18 protein-coding genes are annotated in these 20,749 nt (G+C 72.1%); 15 read left to right on the top strand and 3 right to left on the bottom strand.

The window, feature by feature from the left end; genetic code table 11:
• Positions 1-42 precede the first annotated feature (42 nt).
• The 11 genes from RIU97_RS40610 (at position 43) to RIU97_RS40560 (ending at position 10,023) form a co-directional block, all read left to right on the top strand.
• Positions 43-1,296, top strand: a complete 1,254-nt coding sequence (locus RIU97_RS40610) for a beta-ketoacyl-[acyl-carrier-protein] synthase family protein (RefSeq protein WP_404962521.1) — start codon at positions 43-45, stop codon at positions 1,294-1,296.
• Positions 1,293-2,150 carry a MaoC/PaaZ C-terminal domain-containing protein gene (locus RIU97_RS40605; RefSeq protein ID WP_404962520.1) on the top strand — a complete coding sequence of 286 codons (858 nt, stop codon included), beginning with the start codon at positions 1,293-1,295 and terminating at the stop codon, positions 2,148-2,150. The genes RIU97_RS40610 and RIU97_RS40605 overlap by 4 nt, the downstream gene beginning before the upstream one ends.
• On the top strand, positions 2,147-3,742 hold the full coding sequence (locus RIU97_RS40600) for an AMP-binding protein (protein WP_404962519.1): 1,596 nt from the start codon (positions 2,147-2,149) through the stop codon (positions 3,740-3,742). The genes RIU97_RS40605 and RIU97_RS40600 overlap by 4 nt, the downstream gene beginning before the upstream one ends.
• The gene (locus RIU97_RS40595; protein WP_404962518.1) at positions 3,739-3,996 is read left to right on the top strand and encodes a phosphopantetheine-binding protein; all 258 of its coding nucleotides are present in this window, start codon (positions 3,739-3,741) and stop codon (positions 3,994-3,996) included. Before RIU97_RS40600 ends, RIU97_RS40595 begins: the two co-directional genes overlap by 4 nt.
• A 45-nt stretch (positions 3,997-4,041) precedes the next feature.
• Positions 4,042-5,082, top strand: coding sequence for a hypothetical protein (locus RIU97_RS40590; protein ID WP_404962517.1), 1,041 nt, complete (start codon positions 4,042-4,044; stop codon positions 5,080-5,082).
• Entirely contained in the window at positions 5,075-6,031 is a 957-nt protein-coding gene (gene trpA, locus RIU97_RS40585; protein WP_404962516.1) for a tryptophan synthase subunit alpha, read from the top strand. Before RIU97_RS40590 ends, trpA begins: the two co-directional genes overlap by 8 nt.
• 75 nt (positions 6,032-6,106) lie before the next feature.
• Positions 6,107-6,481: an ectoine synthase gene (locus RIU97_RS40580; protein WP_404962515.1), complete on the top strand. Its 375-nt coding sequence runs from the start codon at positions 6,107-6,109 to the stop codon at positions 6,479-6,481.
• Positions 6,482-6,540: 59 nt separating this feature from the next.
• Entirely contained in the window at positions 6,541-7,686 is a 1,146-nt protein-coding gene (locus tag RIU97_RS40575) for an acyl-CoA dehydrogenase family protein (protein WP_404962514.1), read from the top strand.
• 5 nt (positions 7,687-7,691) lie between these two features.
• The gene (locus tag RIU97_RS40570; protein WP_404963108.1) at positions 7,692-8,474 is read left to right on the top strand and encodes an N-(5'-phosphoribosyl)anthranilate isomerase; all 783 of its coding nucleotides are present in this window, start codon (positions 7,692-7,694) and stop codon (positions 8,472-8,474) included.
• The gene (locus RIU97_RS40565) at positions 8,471-9,193 is read left to right on the top strand and encodes an indole-3-glycerol-phosphate synthase (protein ID WP_404962513.1); all 723 of its coding nucleotides are present in this window, start codon (positions 8,471-8,473) and stop codon (positions 9,191-9,193) included. Before RIU97_RS40570 ends, RIU97_RS40565 begins: the two co-directional genes overlap by 4 nt.
• Entirely contained in the window at positions 9,190-10,023 is an 834-nt protein-coding gene (locus tag RIU97_RS40560) for an alpha/beta hydrolase (protein WP_404962512.1), read from the top strand. The genes RIU97_RS40565 and RIU97_RS40560 overlap by 4 nt, the downstream gene beginning before the upstream one ends.
• 171 nt (positions 10,024-10,194) lie before the next feature.
• On the opposite strand, the gene RIU97_RS40555 is transcribed toward RIU97_RS40560, so the two are convergent.
• The 3 genes from RIU97_RS40555 to RIU97_RS40545 all read right to left on the bottom strand — a co-directional run bounded on the left by RIU97_RS40555 (position 10,195) and on the right by RIU97_RS40545 (position 12,929).
• A complete protein-coding gene (locus RIU97_RS40555; protein WP_404962511.1) occupies positions 10,195-10,830 on the bottom strand; it encodes a DUF6875 domain-containing protein in 636 nt (211 codons plus the stop codon).
• Entirely contained in the window at positions 10,827-11,429 is a 603-nt protein-coding gene (locus tag RIU97_RS40550) for a hypothetical protein (protein WP_404962510.1), read from the bottom strand. The genes RIU97_RS40555 and RIU97_RS40550 overlap by 4 nt, the downstream gene beginning before the upstream one ends.
• 105 nt (positions 11,430-11,534) lie before the next feature.
• A complete protein-coding gene (locus RIU97_RS40545) occupies positions 11,535-12,929 on the bottom strand; it encodes a pyridoxal phosphate-dependent decarboxylase family protein (protein ID WP_404962509.1) in 1,395 nt (464 codons plus the stop codon).
• Positions 12,930-13,260: 331 nt separating this feature from the next.
• Between RIU97_RS40545 and RIU97_RS40540 the strand changes: the two genes are divergently transcribed.
• From RIU97_RS40540 to metH, 4 genes are all read left to right on the top strand, one after another.
• Positions 13,261-14,724, top strand: a complete 1,464-nt coding sequence (locus RIU97_RS40540; RefSeq protein ID WP_404962508.1) for a multicopper oxidase family protein — start codon at positions 13,261-13,263, stop codon at positions 14,722-14,724.
• A 189-nt stretch (positions 14,725-14,913) separates the two neighbouring features.
• On the top strand, positions 14,914-16,119 hold the full coding sequence (metK, locus tag RIU97_RS40535; protein WP_404962507.1) for a methionine adenosyltransferase: 1,206 nt from the start codon (positions 14,914-14,916) through the stop codon (positions 16,117-16,119).
• 162 nt (positions 16,120-16,281) lie between these two features.
• Positions 16,282-17,262, top strand: a complete 981-nt coding sequence (locus RIU97_RS40530) for a carbohydrate kinase family protein (protein WP_404962506.1) — start codon at positions 16,282-16,284, stop codon at positions 17,260-17,262.
• Entirely contained in the window at positions 17,259-20,732 is a 3,474-nt protein-coding gene (gene metH, locus RIU97_RS40525; protein WP_404962505.1) for a methionine synthase, read from the top strand. Before RIU97_RS40530 ends, metH begins: the two co-directional genes overlap by 4 nt.
• Positions 20,733-20,749 lie beyond the last annotated feature (17 nt).

Here is a 20,749-nt window from a genome sequence, read left to right as displayed (position 1 = left end):
CCTCTCTTCACGACGACCGCTCTTACGCCTTAGGGAGCAGACATGCCTGGACCGTCCAGGGGCAGTTCGGCGCTTGCGCCCGTCGCCATCACCGGCATGGGTGTGGTCACCCCCGGCGGGTGCACCCCGGACGAGCTGTGGGACACGCTGTGGGCCGGCCGGTCCACCGCCGCCGAGCTCACCCACTTCGACCTCAGCCGCCACCGGGTACGGATCGGCTGCCGTGTCCGCGGTCTGGAGGGCCTGGCCGGGCTCGTCCCGGCCAAGGAGGCCCGCCGGATGGACCCCTTCGCGCACTACGGGACGGCCGCGGCGCTCGCCGCGCACCGCGATGCGGGATCTCCCACCGCCGAGGCCGGGCGCACCGCGATCGTCGTGGGCAACGCGGTGGGCGGCCGGGCCACCAGCGACCTGGAGTCCGCCCACTACACCGAGGGCGGCCCGGTCCGGGTCAATCCGCTGATGCCGCTGATGACCATGCCCAATGCGGCCGCCGCGCACATCGCCATCCGGCTCGGCTGGAGCGGGCCCGCCCTCACCGTCGCCAACACCTGTGCCAGCGGCGCCGACGCGATCGGGCACGCCCTGATGCTGCTGCAGACCGGCCGCGCCGATCTCGTCATCGCCGGCGGTGCGGAGCACACCCTCACCCCGGTCACCCTGGCCGGGTTCGGCAACCTCAACGCGGTCTCGTTGCGCAACGAGGACCCGGAACACGCCTCGCGCCCCTTCGACAAGGACCGCGACGGGTTCGTGATGGGTGAGGGCGCGGGGTTCGTCGTCCTGGAACGGCTGCAGGACGCGCGGGCGCGCGGGGCCAGGACGTACGGCCTGGTCGCCGGGTACGCCGCCACCGCCGACGCCCACCACCTCGCGATGCCGCTGCCCGACGGCGCGGGGGCGGCGGCCGCGATGGCCGGCGCCATCGCCGACGCCGGCCTCGACCCGTGCGACATCGTCCACGTCAACGCCCACGGCACCTCGACCCCGCACAACGACCGGTCCGAGGCCGCCGCCCTCACCAAGGTGTTCGGCACCGCCCAGCCGCCCGTCACCGCACCCAAGTCGGTCATCGGGCACCTGATCGGCGCCGCCGGAGCCGTGGAACTCATCGCGACCGTGCAGGCCATGCGGCACTGCGAGGTACCGCCCACCGCCAACCACGAACAGCTGGAGCCAGGAATGGACATCGACGTCGTGCACGGCACACCCCGTGCCGTGCGGCCGGGACCCGCCATCACGAACTCCTTCGGGTTCGGCGGCCACAACTCCTCCGTGGTGGTGACGCCGGTATGACGCTGCTGTCCCTGCCCTCCCCCGTCCGTACGCTCACCGTCACCGAAGGCGAGATCACCGACTACCGCGGCGCCGCCCGGCGGGGGCTGCCCACCGCCCGGCCCGGCCAGGCCTCGCCCGTGCACACCTTCGTCCTGGCCCACGCGGTGGCCGAGCAGACCGTCGCCGCGCTGACCGCCGCCGAGCCCGGCCCGGTCTCGGTGGTCCACCTCGGCCAGGACATCCGCACCGTGCGGCCGGTGCGGCCGGGCGAGCAGGTGACCGTACGCCTTCAGGTGGCCGGCATCCGCAAGGAGCCGCGCGGCGCCCGCATCGCGCTGCGGGTCCACCTCGCCGGCGAGGACGGCCCCGAGCCGTTCGCGGAACTGACGATCTCCGCCCTGCTGGTGGGTGCGACGCTGCTGGAGCCCTTCGGTGACATCGGCGGCGGTCCGGCCGCCCCCGCCCCGGCCGGGGCGGGAGAGCCGCAGAGCGTCGTGCACGCGCTGACCACCGACTGGATCACCGCCTACGCCCATGCGTCCGGCGACCTCAACCCCATCCACCTCGACGCGGACGCGGCCCGCGGGGCCGGTTTCGACACCGTCATCGCGCACGGCATGAGCGTGGTCGCCCTCGCCGTGGAGGAGGCCGTGGACCGCTTCGCGGACGGCGACGCCGCCCGGGTGCGCGGCCTGGGCTGCCGCTTCTCGGCCCCGGTGCCCCCCGGTATCGGGCTGGAGATCCTCCTGCAGCCCGATGCCGAGGCGCGCGTCGTCCGCTTCACCTGCAAGACGCCCCGGGGCGCGGCCGTGAAGTCGGGCTGGATCGAGCTCGCCCGGCCGGCGCCGCAGGAAGGAGAGGAGCAGCGATGACGACCCCCGCCCCGCCGGCCACCGCGACCGCTGCGGCTGTCGAACTCGGGCTCCTGGGAGGGTTCCTGACCCAGGTCCGTGACCGCCCCCGCGCCACCGCCCTCGTCTTCAATGGCGAGGAGACCAGCTACCGCGAGCTGTACGAGCTCGCCGGCCGTGAACGCGACCGCCTCGCGCTCCTGGAGCTGGCCCCCGGCGTTCCGGTCGGTGTCCTCGCCGACAAGTCCCCCGCCGCCGTGGCCCTCGTCCTGGGCTGTCTGCTGGCCCGCCGGCCGCTGCTGCTGCCGTCCCCGGCCCTCGCCGACACCCTCCTGGCCGATCTGTTCGCCCAGGCCGGCTGTGCCCGTGTGCTGGCCCCCGGCGGCCTGCCGGCCAGGGTGGCGCCCAACCCGGACGTGGCGGCCCAGCCGCTGCCGGCCGGGGAGGCCGCGGAGGTGGCCCTCATGCTCACCACCTCCGGCTCCACCAGCCTGCCCAAGATCGTCCCGCTGGGCCTGGACGCCGTGGACCGCTTCACCCGCTGGGCCGGCAACGCCTTCCGGATCGGGCCCGGCCGCACCGTCCTCAACTACGCCCCCCTCAACTTCGACCTCTGCCTCCTCGACGTGTGGACGACCCTCGCCCGCGGCGGGCGCGTGATCCTGGTCGACCCGGCGCTGGCCGCCCACGGACGCCACCTGCGCGACCTGGTCCTGCGCCACGACGTCCACGTCGTGCAGGCCGTCCCGATGGCCTTCGGACTCCTCCAGGACGCGGCCGACAAGACCGGCGACACCTTCCCCGGCGTCGAGCACGTCATGTTCACCGGCGACGCCATCCCCGACCGCACCTTCGCCGCCCTGCCCGCCCTCTTCCCCAAGGCCCGCATCCACAACATCTACGGCTGCACGGAGACCAACGACAGCTTCGTCCACGAGGTCGACACCTCTGCCGCCGCCTTCCCGCCCGTCCCCATCGGCCGCCCGCTGCCGGGCGTGGCGGCCCTGATCCTGGACCCCGGCACCCGGGCGCTCGTCGAAGGGCCCGGCAGCGGAGAGCTGTTCGTCTCCACGCCCTTCCAGACCCGCGGCTACCTCGACCGGACCCGGCACGCCGACAAGTTCACCGCCCATCCGCTGGGCCTGGACGAGAGGCGCTGGTTCCGCACCGGCGACCTCGTACGGCGCGACGCGGCCGGCCTTCTGCACCTGACCGGACGCACCGACTTCCAGGTCAAGGTCCGCGGAGTCGCCGTCAACACGGCCGAGATCGAACGGGTCCTGCAGGAACACCCCGCCGTGCTGGAGGCGGGCGTCGCGGCCCTGCCCGATCCGATCGCCGGCAAGAGGCTCGTCGCCGCCGTCCACCGCGCCCCCGGCGCCACCCTGACCGGCCTGCAACTGCGCACGCACTGCGCCCGGCACCTGCCCAGGGCCGCGGTCCCCCACCAGCTCACCGTGACCGACACCCCGCTGCCCAAGACCGCCACCGGAAAGGTCGACCGCAAGGCACTCGACCGGCTCGACCGGCCCCACTCCCCCACAGCCACAGCCACACCCGCACCTGCCACGACACCCGTCGCCACACCTCTCGCCGAAGGAATCCCGTCATGAGCAACATCGACACCATCAAGAACTTCGTCATCACCGAGTTCCTCCCGGGCACCGCGGCCGCCGAACTCGCCGCCGACCACGACCTGCTCAACGACGGGGTCATCGACAGCCTGGGCGTCCTCAAGCTGATCGCCTGGGTCGAGGACCGCTTCGAGCTCGCCATCGGCGACGCCGACCTGGACCCCAACAACTTCCGCAGCGTCGAGGCGATCGACACCTTCATCGCGGAGGCCCGCCGCACGGCGGCCGCCTAGAACCACCCACCACCACCCCGACGACAGACGAGACGGAGAGCGACCGTGCACGACGCACTCACCGGCCTGCTGGAGCAGCGGGCCCCGGTCGGCCGGGAGACCTGGCGGTCCTGGTGGGACCAGCTCGGCGAGGGCCGGCTGGACAAGCCCGAGGTCGTCGCCCTGCTGGCCTCCCTGACCAGCCGGCTCCCGGACCACCAGACCCTGCGCCACCTGCTGGACTCGCTCGCCGAGCGCCGGCCGGCCGCGGCGGCGGGCACCTCCTGGGAGGGCACCGTCAACGTCGTCGGCACCGGCGGCGGGCCCAGGACCTTCAACATCTCCACCGCCTCCGCCTTCGTCGCCGCGGCCGCGGGGGTCAAGGTCGTCAAGACCGGGTCCAGGGCCTACACCAGCTCGCTGGGCTCCGTCGACCTGCTGGAACGGCTCGGTGTCCGTCTCACCTCCTCCTACGCCCAGACCGAGGACACCCTCGCCGCCCACGGGATCGCCTTCGCCGGACCCTTCGTCTACCCGGCGCAGCTGACCCGGCTGGCGCGGACGGTGGCCCCGTACCCGATGAAGCCCTTCGGGCGGTTCCTGAACGCGCTGGGCCCCTTCCTCGCCGACCTGCCCGTGACCGCCCAGGTCACCGGGGTTTCGGCGGCCGCCCCCCTGGACACCCTGCGCCGGCTCGCCGCGACCACGACGGCCCGCCGGATCTGGCTGACCGCGAACGACACCGGCGCGGACGAGCTGCTGCCCTTCGCCACCAACACCGTCCACGGGGAACACTCGCCGGCCCGGGTCATCCGGCCGGGCGAACTCACCCCGGGCGACGGCTCCTTCGCGGACCTGCGGCCGGCTCCCGACGCCGGCGCGGCCGCAGGTCACTTCCTGTCCGTCCTGGCCGGCACGGCCGGCCGGGTGGCCACCCACACGGTCTGCCTGGGCGCGGCCGCCCTGGTGGTGGCCTCCGGCGTCCGCCGGGACTGGCCCTCCGCGGTCGCCCTCGCCGAGGGCGCGGTCCGCTCCGGCGAGGCCCACGGCCTCGCACGGCGCCTCGCGGCGCCGGCCCTGCGCACACCGGCGGTGGCCCGTGCCTAGGCCTGCGGCGCTGACCGGGCACACCCCGGCCACGGCCGAAACCAAGGGCCCGGCACCGGCGGCGCCGGCCGCGGAGCGGGCGGGGACCGGAGCGGCCCCGACCCCGGCGGTCCGTTGTGCCCAGGCGTCGCCGGCCGGCGGCCCCGCACCGTTCTTTGCGACCCGGCGGCCCGGCGGTACCCCCGGGCTGGCCCTGTTCCTCAACGCGGGCGACCCGCCGCTGCCCCTGCTGCGGGACCTGGTCCTGATGCTCGACGAGGAGGGCGTGGACTGTCTGGAACTGGCCGTCCCGTTCCCCGACTCGGTCACCGACGGCCCCCTGGTGCGGCGCTCCGCGCGCAGGGCGCTGGAGGGCGGCGGCGCCGGCCTGGACGACGTACTCGCCTTCATCGCCGGCGTACGGCCGCACCTGGCGCACCTGCGGATCGCCCTGCTCGCCGACTGGAGCCACTCCCTCAAGCACCGTGACCTCGCGGCCGTCACCCGCGAGATCGCCTCGGCGGGCGCGGACGGACTCCTCGTCCACGCGCTGCCCCCGCGGCTGCGCGAGGCGCACCTGGAATCGGCGCGGGCGGCCGGGCTGCCGGTCGTCACCACCTGCTACGCCAGCAGCCCGGCCGGCACCCGGGCGCAGGCCGCCGCCTGTGCCTCCGCCTACCTGTATCTCGTCGCCCACTACGGACGCAGCGGGACCGCACCGGCCGCCGGCCATGCCGCGCTGGCGCAGACCGTCACCGGCCTGCGGGCGCACACGACGTCCCCGATAGCCGTCGGCTTCGGGGTCAGCACACGGCAGGACGTGGAAGCCGTCGGGGCCGCCGGTGCCGACGCCGCGATCATCGGCTCGGCCGCGGTGGCCGCCGTGGAGCGGGCGCAGGAGGGCGGCCGGGATGTGACCGGCGCCTTCCGCGAGTTCGTCCGCTCGGTCCTGCCCGAAGTGCCGCACTGACCTTCCCTACCAGCGGAAGCGGGCTCCACCCCTCACCAGCACCATCCGTGCACCACCTCACACCAGGAGACTGCCATGATCGTTCGCGACATCGAGTCCGTGAAGACCGTCGAGTGGGGCAACGGCCTCAGCCGCCGCTTCCTCCTCGCCGAGGACGGCCTGGGCTACTCGCTCACCGACACCACCGTCCTCGCCGGCACCAAGTCCCGCCTGGAGTACGTCAACCACCTGGAAGCCTGCTACTGCATCGAGGGCTCCGGCGAGGTCATCGAGCTCGACGGCACCTCGCACGAGATCGTCCCGGGCCGGATGTACGCCCTGGACCAGCACGACGCCCACTTCCTCGTCGCCAGCCCGCACGAGGACCTGCGTCTGGTCTGCGTGTTCTCGCCGGCCCTGCGCGGCGACGAGGCCCACAGCCTCGACGCCCACAGCTCCTCCGCCTACTGAGGCGCGCAGCGCGCGCACCGCTCCTCCGAACCGTCAGCCGAATCAAAAAGGGGTCCCTCGTGATCCGTTGGAACGCCGACCAGGCAGATCTGCGCGAAGGCCTGGAGCGGTGGGGAGACGCACTCAGCGCAGACCACATCGAACTCGACGAGCAGTCCGCCTTCTCGCAGGACAAGTGGAAGCTCGTGCAGAAGACCGGGATTCTGTCACTGCCCTTCGACGAGGACCACGGAGGTCTCGGGCAGTCGCTACTGACCACCATGTACGTGCTGGAAGGCCTCGGCGAGTTCAACCGTGACTCGGGCCTGAGCTTCTCGGTCACCACGTCCATCTGCTCCACCGGGATCCCGATCCAGCAGTTCGGCACCGTGGAGCAGAAGGAGCGCTACCTGCCCCGGATCTGCTCCGGGGAGGCGATCGGCGCCCACGCCATCACCGAGGCCGAGGGCGGCTCGGACGCCATGGCGATGACCACCCGGGCCGTGCGTGACGGGGACGACTTCGTCATCAACGGCAGCAAGGCCTTCGTCAGCAACGGGCCGGTCGCGGACGTGATCGTGGTCTACGCCCGCACCCATCCGGACGGCGGCCCGCTGGGGACCACCGCGTTCCTGGTGGACCGCGACACCCCGGGGGTGAGCGCCGGCAAGCCCGTCAAGAAGATGGGGTTGCGGACCTCTCCGCTGAGCGAGCTGTTCTTCGACGATGTACGGGTGCCCAGGAGCGCGGTGCTGGGCAGGGTCGGAGGCGGGTTCCTCGTCCTGGACCACGTGATGAAACGGGAGATCCTCTTCTCCTTCATCGTCAACGTGGGCGAGATGCAGCACCGGCTGGAGCGGTGTGTCGACTACGCGAAGACGCGCAAGTCCTTCGGGAAGGCGATCGGTTCGTACCAGACGATCGCCAACAAGATCGTCGACACGAAGATCCAGCTGGAGACCGCCCGCAAGTGGCTCTACGACACCGGGGAGAAGCTGGAGGCGGGCGAGAACGTCACCGTGGACCTGGCCATCGCCAAACTCGTCACCAGCGAGAGCAACCTGGCCACCAGCATCACCGCCGTGCAGATCTTCGGCGGCCACGGCTACATGTCGGAGTTCGGCTTGGAGCAGGACGTGCGCAACGCGCTGGGCGGCACGATCTACTCGGGGACGAACGAGATCCAGTACAACCGCATCGCCTCGATGCTGGGACTGGGCAAGTGAGCACCATGCGCCCGCTGTCCCGGACGCTGCTGAAGGTCTGCGGGGCCACCGGGCCCCGCGACATCGAGGCGGCGGCGGCCGCCGGGGCGGACTGCGTCGGGCTCTGGCACGGCGTACCCGGCGGCCCGTCGGAACTCGGCCTGGACGGGCTCGCCGCCCTTGTGGCGGCGGCCCGGCCGGCCGGGCTCCTGCCGGTCCTGGTGACGTTCCTGGCCGACCCGGGCGAGCTGGCCCAGATCGTGCGGCGCACCCATGTCGCCTGGGTCCAGCTCCACGCCTACCAGCCGCCGGCCGTCGTGAGGGCGCTGCGCGAGGCACTGCCCGCGGAGGTCGGCCTCGTCAAGGTGCTCCACGTGGACGAGGCGGGCGGCTGTGTGGAACGCCCGCTGATCGGTGCGTACGAACGGGCCGGCACCGACCTGTTCCTCCTGGACACGGCCACCGGGGACGGCCGGATCGGCAGTACCGGCGCCGCCCTCGACCCGGGGTGCCTCACCGCTCTGCTGCCCCGGCTCACCCGTCCCTTCCTCCTGGCCGGCGGTCTGACCGCGGCAGGCCGCCCCGCCTACGAGGACGTGGTGCGCCATAGCGGATTCCGCGGCATCGACGTGGACACGGCGGCGCGCGAGAGGGCGACGGGCCGCTTCGGCGTCCCGGAGATCGCCGCCCTGGCCCGCGCCTGGCGCACCCCCGCCCCCCACACCGCCCTCCCCACCGGCACCGCCGGCACCGGCGTCCCCGCCGTCGCCGGCGTCGCCGGCCATCCCCGACTGGAGCTTTCGCGATGACGAAGCAGAACCGGAACGGCTTCCCTTTTCTCGAGGCCCTCCTGGCCTCTCCCACCCCCGTGGTGATGGAGGTGAAACGGCGCGACGCCCACGGCTACGACATGCTCGGCGGCCGGACCCCCGCCGCGATCGTGGGGGCGTACGAAACGGCGGGCGCCCCGTGCATCTCGGTGGTGACGGGCCGCTGGTTCGGCGGCTCGCCCGCGCTGCTGCGGGACGTGGCCGCCCTGACCGGCCTTCCGCTCCTGCAGAAGGACTTCATCACCAGGAAGGACCAGATCCGCACGGCGAAGGAGTTCGGCGCCTCGGCGGTGCTGCTGACGGCGGCGCTCCTCCCGGCGTCGGGCATGCGGACCCTGGTGACGGAGTGCCTGCTGGCCGGGCTCACCCCGTTCGTGGAAATCACCACGGAAGCCGAACTCGAAACGGTCCACCATCCCCAGGAGTGTGTGATCGCGGTCAACAACAAGGACATCAAGACCCGCGAGCGGGGCGCCGGCGACCTGGGCCGCTCCCTCGGCCTGCTCCCGGCGCTGCGCGCGGCAGGCGTGGCCTGCCCGGTGAGCGCGAGCGGCATCGACGGGCCGGCGAGCGCCGCCCGTCTCCTGGACGCCGGCTTCGGCGGGCTGCTGGTGGGCACCTCGCTGCTGCGCACGGGATCCCCCGTCGAGTGGGTGGACGCGATGGCGGGTGCCCGGAAGGGACTGGCCCTGCGATGAACTTGCTGACGGGCGGCGCACGCCCCTGCACGCTGAACGCCGCGGGCATCCCCCTGTCGGGGCTCCTGGCACTGCCCGCGGGCCGCCAGGTCCGCTCCACGATCCTGGCCATCCACGGCCGGGGCATGCGGGCGGCGTACTGGAACTCCCTCATCCCCCTCGCCACCGGCCTGGGCCACGCGGTCCTGGCCCTGGACCGGCCGGGCTACGGCGACTCGGCGGACCTGCTGGCCGAAGGCCAGAGCCTGGCCGGCCAGGCCGAAACCCTCCACGCGGCCCTCAAGGAACACGCGGCCGCGCACACCATCGGCGCCGGCGTCTTCCTCCTGGGCCACTCCGACGGCGGCAAGGTGGCCCTCCACACGGCGGCCACCGACGGCGCCGTCCCCCTCCTGGGCCTGGACGCCTCCGGCGTCGGCTACCGCTACGACCCGCAGGCCCTGCACTTCCCCTCCACCCTCGGCGGCGGCGCCTCCAAACTCAACTGGGGCCCCCTGAACCTCTACCCGCGCGGCACCTTCCAGGCCAGCCGCACGCTGCTGGCCCCCACCCCGGCGCGCGAGTGCGCCGAGACCGTCCGCTGGCCGGGCCAGTACGAGGAGCTGGCCCCCCGCGTCCGTGTCCCCGTCCGCCTCACCTTCGCGGAGCACGAGGCCTGGTGGGACCTGGACCATTCCACCCTCGCCTCGATGTCATCCCTCCTGACCGCCGCCCCCCGGGTGAGCGTGGAACACCTGTCCGCGGCGGGCCACAACATCAGCCTCGGCCACGCGGCCACCGCCTACCACCTGCGCGTCCTGGCCTTCCTGGAGGACTGCCTGCGGACCTGACCCCCGCCGCCCCGCCGCCCCCACCGCCGCCACCGCCGCCACCGCCCCCGCCGCCCCGCCGCCCCGCGGCCCGTGCGGCCCCCGCGGCCTCGTGCATGGTCCCGTACGCCGTCCGGCCGCGCCCCCTTTTCGCAGGGGCGCGGCCGGACGGTCATCACGTGGGCCAGGCGGTCAGGCGGCCACCACCCGGCTCACCAGCTGGTCGCGGATCCGGGCCGGGAGCGCCGGCGCGAACCGCTGCAGGTAGTGGTCCAGGTGGGAGTCGTCGCTCACCAGGAAGGGGAGGTCGAAGACCAGGAGCTTGCGGACCGCCAGCAGCGGCAGCGGGGCGCGCAGCGGGCGGAAGGCCTCGTTGTAGAGGCCCGGTTCCTCGCAGACCGGGTGGAACTGCCCGATCATCAGCCCCTCCGCGACGAACTCGTCCTTCGCCTTGCGCTGGAGTTCGTCCAGCTCCACCGAGTCCGTCGCATCGAAGCCGGGCAGGACCAGCAGGATGGTGAGGAGTTCGCGGTCTTCAGGCGACAAGGGCTCGGAGAGGGCCGCGTGGCGGGTGCGCAGCGAGTCGACGGCCATGGCCAGGTCCTCGCATCCGGCGGACGGCAGGGCCAGGTGGAACAGGTCCTTGCGCAGCGAGGGCTGGGTGTAGGGGCAGACCGGTCCGGTGCGGCCCAGCTCGGGGTGGCTGGAGACGAGGAAGTCCCGGCTCCACGTGAGGACTTGGAGCAGCGGTCCGATGGATTGGGGCGGTACCTCGCCGCGGGCGACCTGGCCGGTGGTCCAGGACTGGATCAGGTCGTCTCCCCTCATCGGGGGTTCCTCCACATCGGTCGCAGTACGGGGCCGCCGCCGGGCAGGGCGATGTCGGTGCCCAGGCGGCCGAAGCCGGCGCGGCGGGTTGCGGCTTCGCCGCCCGGTGAGCTGGCCTCGGTGTAGGCGCCGACGCCGTCGGCGTCGGCGCGGGCGGTGATCTGGGCGAGGAGGCGGGACATCAGGCCGGCCTGCTGGCGGCCGGGGCGGACGGCGCCGAAGGAGGCGTAGTAGTGCGGGGTGTGCGGGTGGCGTTCGGCCTGGAGGCGGGCGATGGTGCGCAGCGCGTGGGTGTGCTCGCCCAGCGCCTGGGCGAAGGCGGCGTCCAGCGCCGCCTCGTCCGCCTCGGCACCGGGCGGCAGGAACAGCAGCACCGCGTCGCCGTCGGGCGTGGTGAGGATCCCGTCGTGGGCGGCGGAGAGTTCGACGAAGACCTGGAAGAAGCCGGGGAGCAGCTCGGTGCGCAGCTGCTCGTCGGGGATCATCCAGCGGGTCAGCGCGTCGTCGTGGAAGGCGGCGGCGAGCAGGGCGGACAGGTGGGTTGCGGACGGCGGGTTGGGCCGGGGCAAGGCGGTCGGGCCGGGCGCGTTCGGGGACAAGGCGAGGACCTCCGGTGGGAAGGACGAGAAAAGGGGGACGAGGGCCGGGACGGACGGGACGGGAGAGGGAGGCGGAAGGGGGTTGGGGGGTGGGGCTGTTGGCGGTCAGGGGGCCGTGCGGGTGTGTGCGGCCAGTTCCTCCACGCGGGCGTGCAGGGTCGGCAGGTAGTGCTCGGACTCCGGTTTGATCAGGACGCTGCGGATCACCCGGGACGCGTCCGCGTCCCGCTGCACGTGGGGGTGGCGGCGCAGGAAGGCGTCGGCGTCCGCGCGCAGCACGCTCAGGAACACGGGGTCCGCCTCCGCCGTCATGCCCTCGCGCAGCAGCCGGTCGCAGGCCGCGTCGATGGTGGACAGGGACGGGCGGGCGCAGGCGGGGAAGTAGGTGACGATGTCGAGGTCCGGGCGCTGGTAGAGCTCCAGTTCCCCGGAGGCGGTCAGCAGGTCGGCCCAGCGCAGTGCGGCCCGGCGGTTCGCGGTGAGGATGCGTCCGAAGCCGTCCGGTGTGAGCGGCAGCAGTTGCAGGGTCAGCCACAGGGCGGCGGCGGCCGCGCCCGCCCGTGAGCATTCCAGGCTGATCTCGCCCAGGTGGAGGTCCGCGTCGGTGAAGTAGGTGTACGGCGAGTCGTGGGCGAAGTGCCGGCCGGCCCGCGGGTCGGGGAAGAGGACGGCGCCGCAGCCGTAGGGCTGCAGGCCCTGCTTGTGCGGGTCCACGACCACGGAGTCGCATGCGGCGATCGCCTGCCAGGGCGCCGGGTCGATGTCGCCGGTGCCGGCCCGGCCCAGGATGGCGTAGAAGCCGCCGTAGGCCGCGTCGACGTGCACGCGTGCCCCGTAGCGGCGGGCCAGCGGGAGGACTTCGTGGACCGGGTCGACCGCTCCGAGGCCGGTGGTTCCGGTGGTGACGACGACGGTGCCGATGTGCCCGGTGCGCAGGGCGGCCTCCAGGGCCTGCAGGTCGATGCGGCCGTGTGCGTCGGTGGGGATGCGGTGGCCCTGCATGCCCAGGACGTGGCACATCCGCTCGTGGGTGTAGTGGCATTCGCCGCTGTAGGCGATGCCGCGGCCGGGGTGGAGCTGGCGGGCGACGTAGAGGGCCTCCAGGTTGGCCATGGTGCCGCTGGTGGTGAGGTGTCCTGTGTGTGCGTCGAGCCCGAACATGGCGGCGAGGCCGGCGACCGCCTCCCGTTCCATCTCGGTGGTGGCGGGTCCGCCCTCGGCGGCATGGTTGTTGGGGTTGAAGAGCATGGCGGTGAGGTAGCCGGTGACGGCCGCGGGGTGCGGCGGTTTGACCATCTGTCCGGCGTAACGCGGGTGGAAGAACGGATAGTTGTGGTCCATCCGCTTGGCGAGGCGGTCGAAGGCCTCGGTGAAGGCGTCGGGGTGGACGCGGTGCGCGTCGTGACTCTCGTAGGGGCCGAACTGCCCTCCCCACCGCTCCGCCACCGTGAGCGCGCGCGGCAGCCAGTCGCGTAAGTCGTGCAGGTCGTGCAGGTCCACGGGTGCCTCCCCCAGCGGCCGCCCGGTCCGGCGGCACGAGTCGGGCGTACGCGGTCGTACGTACGCAAGAGGAGGGTTACGAAGGCCCCGCAAGGGCTGCGCAACGCCTGACGCCCGCACACCATCTGGGCTCCAGTGATGCGCAAGCCGTATCTGGTGCACTCGCGGCGCGACAGCCACGCGGGGTACTGCCCCGCCGGCTGCCCGCAGGCACCGGCAGCCCGGCCGTCCCCGGCGCGCCCGGTGCCGCTCGCACCCGACCGTCCCCGGCGCGCCCCGGTGCCGTTCTCAGGCGTCCGCCCGCACGCACCCTTCCCAGGAGGAAAACCCCATGGTCACCAGACGCAGCTTGCTCGGCGGTGCCGTCGCCGCGACCGGCGCCGGCCTGCTCACCACCGGTGGCCTGACGCCGCTGCTCAGTGCGCGCACCGCCGAGGCCTCCGGCGCCGGCGCGGGCAGGCCGGTCACCGTCCCGCCGCCGTTCACCGTGCGGATGCCGGTGCTGCCGGTGCTGCAGCCGATATCGACGCTGGGCGGCCAGGACAGCTATGCCGTCACCGTCAAGGAAGTGGCGCGGGAGATCATCCCCGGTGTGCAGACGAAGGTGCTGACCTACGACGGCCAGTTCCCGGGGCCGGTGCTGCGGGCCCGCAGCGGGCGGAAGGTGGTGATCCGGCACCGCAACGCCCTCACCATGCCGGTCTCGGTCCACCTGCACGGCGGCAGCGTCTCACCGGAGAACGACGGCGGCCCGATGGACACCTTCGCGCCGAACACCTCGCGCACCTACACCTATCCGAACCAGCAGCCGGGCGCCGGCCTGTGGTTCCACGACCACGCGCACCACATGGAGTCCGAGCACGTCTTCCGCGGCCTGTCGGCGACGTATCTGCTCTCGGACGACACCGAGCGGTCGCTGCCGCTGCCGTCGGGTCAGTACGAGGTGCCGATCGCGCTGCGCGACGCCCGTTTCGACGAGGCCGGGCAGCTGGTCTACCAGATGGACGACGTCTTCGGGAGGACCACCATCCTCGCCAACGGCCGCCCGAGCCCGTACTTCGAGGTGGCGGCCCGCAAGTACCGTTTCCGGCTGCTGAACTCCTCCAACATGCGTTTCTTCCAGCTGCGTCTGTCGGACGGCGGCCAGATGATCCAGATCGGTACGGACGGCGGCCTGCTGGAGCGCCCCTTCCCGACGGACACCATCGGGCTGTCCCCGGCGGAGCGGGCGGATGTGGTCATCGACTTCTCGCGCTACCGGGTCGGCACGAAGATCGTCCTGGAGAACACCCTGGGGCCCGGGAGCCCCGACCAGGTGGGCAAGGTGCTGCGCTTCGACGTCGCACGGACGGCGTCCGACGCGAGCCGTGTGCCCGGCACGCTGCGCACCCTGCCGGCCATGGCGAAGGCCACGGTCGAGCGCAACATCGTCCTCAGCATGGACGAGGACGGCCGTCAGGAGCCGCAGGGGTTCATGGACGGGCAGGTGTGGGACTACCAGCGCATCGACCAGACCATCGCCCACGGCAGTTCGGAGATCTGGACGGTCACCAACGCCAACAAGATCGTCCCGCACAACTTTCACATGCACCTGGTCCAGTTCCGGGTGCTGGAGCGCAACGGGGCGCCGGTGGCGCCGGGCGAGGCGGGGCTGAAGGACACGGTCCGGCTGTTCCCCGGCGAGACGGTCAAGCTGCACGCCACCTTCGACACGTTCAAGGGGACGTACGTCTACCACTGCCACCTGCTGGACCACTCGGCGATGGGCATGATGGCCAATTTCCGTATCCGGTAGCGGCGCCCGCCGGGGGGGCGCCGCATCGAGCGGAGGTGGGGGAACCGGCCAACTCCGCTCGACGCGCCCTCAAGGACGGGCCGAGGAGCGGGCGGCAGGATCCTCGGCAACAGAACCGTGTCCGGCCGTGTCCCCCACGCCTGACCCCTGCCCGATCCGACCACCCGTCCCCACACCACCTGGAGTGAGATGTCCCGCCGTCTGTTCACCTCGGAGTCCGTGACCGAGGGACACCCCGACAAGATCGCCGACCAGATCAGCGACACGATCCTCGACGCGCTCCTCGCCGAGGACCCCGCCTCCCGGGTGGCGGTGGAGACCCTCATCACCACCGGCCTGGTGCACATAGCCGGCGAGGTCACCACGCAGGCCTACGCCCCCATCGCGCAGCTGGTGCGGGCCAAGATCCTGGAGATCGGCTACGACTCCTCGCAGAAGGGCTTCGACGGCGCCTCCTGCGGTGTGTCGGTGTCCATCGGCGCCCAGTCCCCGGACATCGCGCAGGGTGTCGACACCGCCTACGAGAGCCGGGTGGAGGGTGATGAGGACGAGCTGGACCGGCAGGGCGCCGGCGACCAGGGCCTGATGTTCGGCTACGCCTGCGACGAGACCCCCGAGCTCATGCCGCTCCCGATCCACCTCGCGCACCGGCTCTCGCGCCGGCTGTCCGAGGTCCGCAAGAACGGGACGATCCCCTACCTGCGGCCCGACGGCAAGACGCAGGTCACCATCGAGTACGACGGTGACAGGGCCGTGCGCCTGGACACCGTCGTCGTCTCGACCCAGCACGCCTGCGACATCGACCTGGAGGCCCTGCTGGCCCCGGACATCCGCGAATCGGTCGTCGAGCACACGCTGCGCCGGCTCGCCGAGGACGGCATCAAGCTGGAGACCGAGGGCTACCGGCTGCTGGTCAACCCGACCGGCCGTTTCGAGATCGGCGGCCCGATGGGCGACGCCGGCCTGACCGGCCGCAAGATCATCATCGACACGTACGGGGGGATGGCCCGCCACGGCGGCGGCGCGTTCTCCGGCAAGGACCCCTCCAAGGTCGACCGCTCCGCCGCGTACGCGATGCGCTGGGTCGCCAAGAACGTCGTCGCCGCCGGTCTCGCCTCGCGCTGCGAGGTCCAGGTCGCGTACGCGATCGGCAAGGCCGAGCCGGTGGGTCTGTTCGTGGAGACCTTCGGTACCCACACGGTGCCCACCGGCCGTATCGAGCGGGCCATCGGGGAGGTCTTCGACCTGCGTCCGGCCGCGATCATCCGCGACCTCGATCTGCTGCGGCCGATCTACGCGCAGACCGCTGCCTACGGCCACTTCGGCCGTGAACTGCCGGACTTCACCTGGGAGCGCACCGACCGCGCCGAGCTGCTGAAGGCCGCCGCCGCCTGAGCACCCCGGCCCCCGCCCGGCCCGTCCCCCACCGGCACACACACACCGCCCCGCCCCCGCCCCCGCCCCGTCAGGCCCCCCACCCCGTCTCGCCCCGTCTCGCCCCGCCCCGTCTCGCCCCGTCTCGCCCCGCCGGCATCAGACCAGTTCACAGGAGTCCACGTGCGTATCGCGGTGACCGGATCCATCGCCACAGATCACCTCATGGCCTTCCCGGGCCGGTTCGTCGACCAGCTGCTCCCCGACCAGCTGGAACACCTCTCGCTGTCGTTCCTCGTCGACACCCTCCAGGTGCGGCGGGGCGGAGTGGCGGCCAACATCGCCTTCGGCCTCGGCGGCCTCCTCCTGGACCCCCTCCTGGTGGGCGCCGTGGGCCCGGACTTCGCCGAGTACGAGGTCTGGCTCAAGGAACACGGCGTCGACACCGGCTCGGTGTACGTCTCCTGCGAGCACCAGACCGCCCGCTTCATGTGCATGACCGACCAGGACACCAACCAGATCGCCGCCTTCTACGCGGGCGCCATGGCCGAGGCCGGCCGTATCGACCTGCGCGCCGTCCACGACCGCGCGCCCCTGGATCTGGTGCTCGTCTCGCCCAACGATCCCGGTGCGATGGTCCGCCACACCGAGCAGGCCCGGGAGCTGGGCGTCGACTTCGCCGCCGACCCCTCGCAGCAGCTCGCCCGCCTCACCGGCGCCGAGGTGCGCACTCTGGTGACCGGGGCCCGCTGGCTGTTCACCAACGAGTACGAGTCCGCGCTGCTGCGGGAGCGGGCCGGGTGGAGCCGCCAGGAGGTCCTGGACCGCGTCGGGGCGTGGGTGACCACCCTGGGCGCGCAGGGCGTCCGTATCGACCGCAAGGGCGAGCCGGTCATCACCGTGGGCGCGGTGCCCGGCGTCCGCGCCGAGGACCCGACCGGTGTCGGCGACGCCTTCCGCTCCGGATTCCTGGCCGCCGTCAGCTGGGGCCTGCCGCTGGAGAGCGCCGCGCAGCTCGGCTGCGCGATGTCGGCGCTGGTCCTGGCGACGGTCGGATCCCAGGCGTACGAGATCCGGCCGGAGGCTCTGCTCGCCACCGTCCGCACGGTGTACGGGGAGCGGGCGGGCGGGCTGCTGGAGGCGAAGCTGGGGCGGCCGGCATGACGGCGGACGTGCAGGACGCGCAGATGCGGGCGGATGCGCTGCGGGAGGCGCTCGCGACGCGTGTGGTGGTCGCCGACGGGGCGATGGGAACGATGCTGCAGGCGCAGGATCCCTCGATGGAGGACTTCCAGCAGCTGGAGGGCTGCAACGAGGTTCTGAATGTCACCCGTCCGGACATCGTGCGAACGGTGCATGAGGCGTATTTCGCGGTGGGTGTGGACTGCGTCGAGACGAACACCTTCGGTACGAACTACGCGGCGCTGGCGGAGTACGACATCGCGGAGCGCAACTTCGAGCTGTCGGAGGCGGGTGCGCGGATCGCCCGCGAGGTCGCCGACGAGTTCACCGCGTCGACGGGGCAGCAGCGCTGGGTGCTGGGCTCCATGGGGCCGGGTACGAAGCTGCCGACGCTGGGGCACATCACCTACGGGCAGATCCGTGACGCCTACCAGATCAACGCCGAGGGCCTGATCACCGGCGGCGCGGATGCGCTGCTGGTGGAGACGACGCAGGACCTGCTGCAGACGAAGTCCTCGATCATCGGTGCCCGGCGGGCGATGGAGGCGCTGGGCGTCACCGTCCCGCTGATCTGCTCCGTCACCGTCGAGACCACCGGCACCATGCTGCTGGGCTCGGAGATCGGCGCGGCCCTGACGGCGCTGGAGCCGCTGGGGATCGACATGATCGGTCTGAACTGTGCGACGGGTCCTGCGGAGATGAGCGAGCACCTGCGGTATCTGGCGCGCAATGCCCGTATCCCGCTGTCCTGCATGCCCAACGCGGGTCTTCCGGTGTTGACGAAGGAGGGTGCGCACTATCCGCTGAGCGCCGCCGAGCTGGCGGACGCCCAGGAGACCTTCGTCCGCGAGTACGGGCTGTCCCTGGTGGGCGGCTGCTGCGGTACCACGCCGGAGCATCTGCGGCAGGTGGTGGAGCGGGTCCGCGGTGCGGCGGTCACCGAGCGCGCCCCGCAGCCCGAGCCGGGTGCGGCCTCGCTCTACCAGACGGTTCCCTTCCGTCAGGACACCTCGTACATGGCGATCGGTGAGCGCACCAACGCGAACGGGTCGAAGAAGTTCCGTGAGGCGATGCTGGAGGCCCGCTGGGACGACTGTGTGGAGATGGCCCGCGATCAGATCCGTGAGGGCGCGCACATGCTCGACCTGTGCGTGGACTACGTGGGCCGTGACGGTGTCGCCGACATGGAGGAGCTGGCGGGCCGTTTCGCGACCGCGTCCACGCTGCCGATCGTGCTGGACTCGACCGAGGTTCCCGTCATCCGGGCGGGTCTGGAGAAGCTCGGCGGGCGTGCGGTCATCAACTCGGTCAACTACGAGGACGGTGACGGCCCCGAGTCCCGTTTCGCGCTGGTGACCCGGTTGGCGCAGGAGCACGGTGCGGCTTTGATCGCGCTGACCATCGACGAGGAGGGGCAGGCCCGCACCGTCGGGCACAAGGTCGCCATCGCCGAACGCCTCATCGGTGATCTGACGGGGAACTGGGGGATCCGGGAGTCGGACATCCTCATCGACACCCTCACCTTCACGATCTGCACCGGGCAGGAGGAGTCCCGCAAGGACGGCATCGCCACGATCGAGGCGATCCGTGAGCTCAAGCGCCGCCACCCGGACGTCCAGACCACCCTGGGCCTGTCGAACATCTCCTTCGGCCTCAACCCGGCCGCGCGTGTCCTGCTGAACTCCGTCTTCCTCGACGAGTGTGTGAAGGCCGGCCTGGACTCGGCGATCGTCCACGCCTCGAAGATCCTGCCGATCGCCCGGTTCGACGAGGAGCAGGTCACCACCGCCCTGGATCTGATCTACGACCGGCGGGCGGGTGACTACGATCCGCTGCAGAAGCTGATGGCCCTCTTCGAGGGCGTCAACACCAAGTCGCTGAAGGCCGGCCGCGCCGAGGAGCTCCTCGCGCTGCCGCTGGACGAGCGGCTGCAGCGGCGGATCATCGACGGGGAGAAGAACGGCCTGGAAGCGGACCTCGAGGAGGCCCTGCAGACCCGCCCCGCCCTCGGCATCGTCAACGACACGCTGCTGGAGGGCATGAAGGTCGTCGGTGAGCTGTTCGGCTCCGGGCAGATGCAGCTCCCCTTCGTCCTGCAGTCCGCGGAGGTCATGAAGACGGCGGTGGCGTTCCTGGAGCCGCACATGGAGAAGACCGACGACGAGGGCAAGGGCACCATCGTGCTGGCCACCGTCCGCGGTGACGTCCACGACATCGGCAAGAACCTCGTCGACATCATCCTCACCAACAACGGCTACAACGTCGTCAACATCGGTATCAAGCAGCCGGTCTCGGCGATCCTGGAGGCCGCGCAGGAACACAAGGCCGACGTGATCGGCATGTCGGGTCTGCTGGTGAAGTCGACCGTGATCATGAAGGAGAACCTTCAGGAGCTCAACCAGCGCAAGCTGGCCACCGACTACCCCGTCATCCTCGGCGGCGCCGCCCTCACCCGCGCCTACGTCGAACAAGACCTCCACGAAATCTACGAAGGCGAAGTCCGCTACGCCCGCGACGCCTTCGAAGGCCTGCGCCTCATGGACGCCCTGATGGGAGTCAAGCGCGGTGTTCCCGGCGCCGTACTGCCGCCTTTGAAGCAGCGCCGCGTCCCCAAGCGCGACACCCCGCTCCCGGCGGCGCAGCCACAGCCCGGCGGCCGCTCCGACACCGCCGCCGACAACCCGGTGCCCGCCCCGCCGTTCTGGGGCACCCGCGTCGTCAAGGGCATCCCCCTCAAGGAGTACGCCTCCTGGCTGGACGAGAGCGCTCTGTTCAAGGGCCAGTGGGGTCTGAAGGACGCCCAGTCCATCGAGACGGACGGACGCCCGAGGCTGCGCGGCTGGCTGGAGCGCCTGCACACCGGCCAACTCCTCGAAGCAGCCGTGGTGCACGGCTACTTCCGGTGCGTCTCCAAGGGCGAGGACCTGATCGTCCTGGACGAGAACGGATCCGAGCGGACCCGTTTCACCTTCCCCCGCCAGGGCCGCGGCCGCCGGCTGTGCCTGGCGGACTTCTTCCGCTCCGAGGACAGCGGGGCAACCGACGTCGTCGGCTTCCAGATCGTCACCGTCGGCAGCCGCATCGGTGAGGAGACGGCCAGGCTGTTCGCCGCCGACGCCTACCGCGAATACATGGAGCTGCACGGCCTGTCCGTGCAGCTCGCCGAGGCCATGGCCGAGTACTGGCACGCCCGCGTCCGCAGCGAACTGGGCATCGCCGGCTCCGACCCGGGCTCCATGGACGGCATGTTCCGCACCGAGTACCAGGGCTGCCGCTACTCGCTGGGCTATCCCGCCTGCCCCGACCTGGAGGACCGGGCGAAGATCGCCGCTCTCCTGCAGCCGGAGCGGATCGGCGTCCACCTGTCGCAGGAGTTCCAGCTCCACCCGGAGCAGTCCACCGACGCGATCGTGATCCACCACCCCGAAGCGACGTACTTCAACGCACGCTGAGACCGGATGAGTTGGAA

It is taken from the genome of Streptomyces sp. 147326 (genome assembly GCF_045000215.1).
In the GTDB taxonomy this organism is placed as follows: Bacteria; Actinomycetota; Actinomycetes; order Streptomycetales; family Streptomycetaceae; genus Streptomyces.
Note: the sequence above shows the minus strand (reverse complement) of the source record. Positions and strands in the feature narration are given on the sequence as shown.

Excerpts from the sequence above, each read along its gene's own strand:
- RIU97_RS40570 (WP_404963108.1), top strand. The coding sequence starts at position 7,692 with ATGCGCCCGCTGTCCCGGACGCTGCTGAAGGTCTGCGGGGCCACCGGG.
- RIU97_RS40595 (WP_404962518.1), top strand. The coding sequence starts at position 3,739 with ATGAGCAACATCGACACCATCAAGAACTTCGTCATCACCGAGTTCCTC.
- RIU97_RS40555 (WP_404962511.1), bottom strand. The coding sequence starts at position 10,830 with ATGAGGGGAGACGACCTGATCCAGTCCTGGACCACCGGCCAGGTCGCC.
- RIU97_RS40610 (WP_404962521.1), top strand. The coding sequence starts at position 43 with ATGCCTGGACCGTCCAGGGGCAGTTCGGCGCTTGCGCCCGTCGCCATC.
- RIU97_RS40540 (WP_404962508.1), top strand. The coding sequence starts at position 13,261 with ATGGTCACCAGACGCAGCTTGCTCGGCGGTGCCGTCGCCGCGACCGGC.
- RIU97_RS40600 (WP_404962519.1), top strand. The coding sequence starts at position 2,147 with ATGACGACCCCCGCCCCGCCGGCCACCGCGACCGCTGCGGCTGTCGAA.
- RIU97_RS40580 (WP_404962515.1), top strand. The coding sequence starts at position 6,107 with ATGATCGTTCGCGACATCGAGTCCGTGAAGACCGTCGAGTGGGGCAAC.
- RIU97_RS40560 (WP_404962512.1), top strand. The coding sequence starts at position 9,190 with ATGAACTTGCTGACGGGCGGCGCACGCCCCTGCACGCTGAACGCCGCG.
- metK (WP_404962507.1), top strand. The coding sequence starts at position 14,914 with ATGTCCCGCCGTCTGTTCACCTCGGAGTCCGTGACCGAGGGACACCCC.
- RIU97_RS40605 (WP_404962520.1), top strand. The coding sequence starts at position 1,293 with ATGACGCTGCTGTCCCTGCCCTCCCCCGTCCGTACGCTCACCGTCACC.
- RIU97_RS40565 (WP_404962513.1), top strand. The coding sequence starts at position 8,471 with ATGACGAAGCAGAACCGGAACGGCTTCCCTTTTCTCGAGGCCCTCCTG.
- metH (WP_404962505.1), top strand. The coding sequence starts at position 17,259 with ATGACGGCGGACGTGCAGGACGCGCAGATGCGGGCGGATGCGCTGCGG.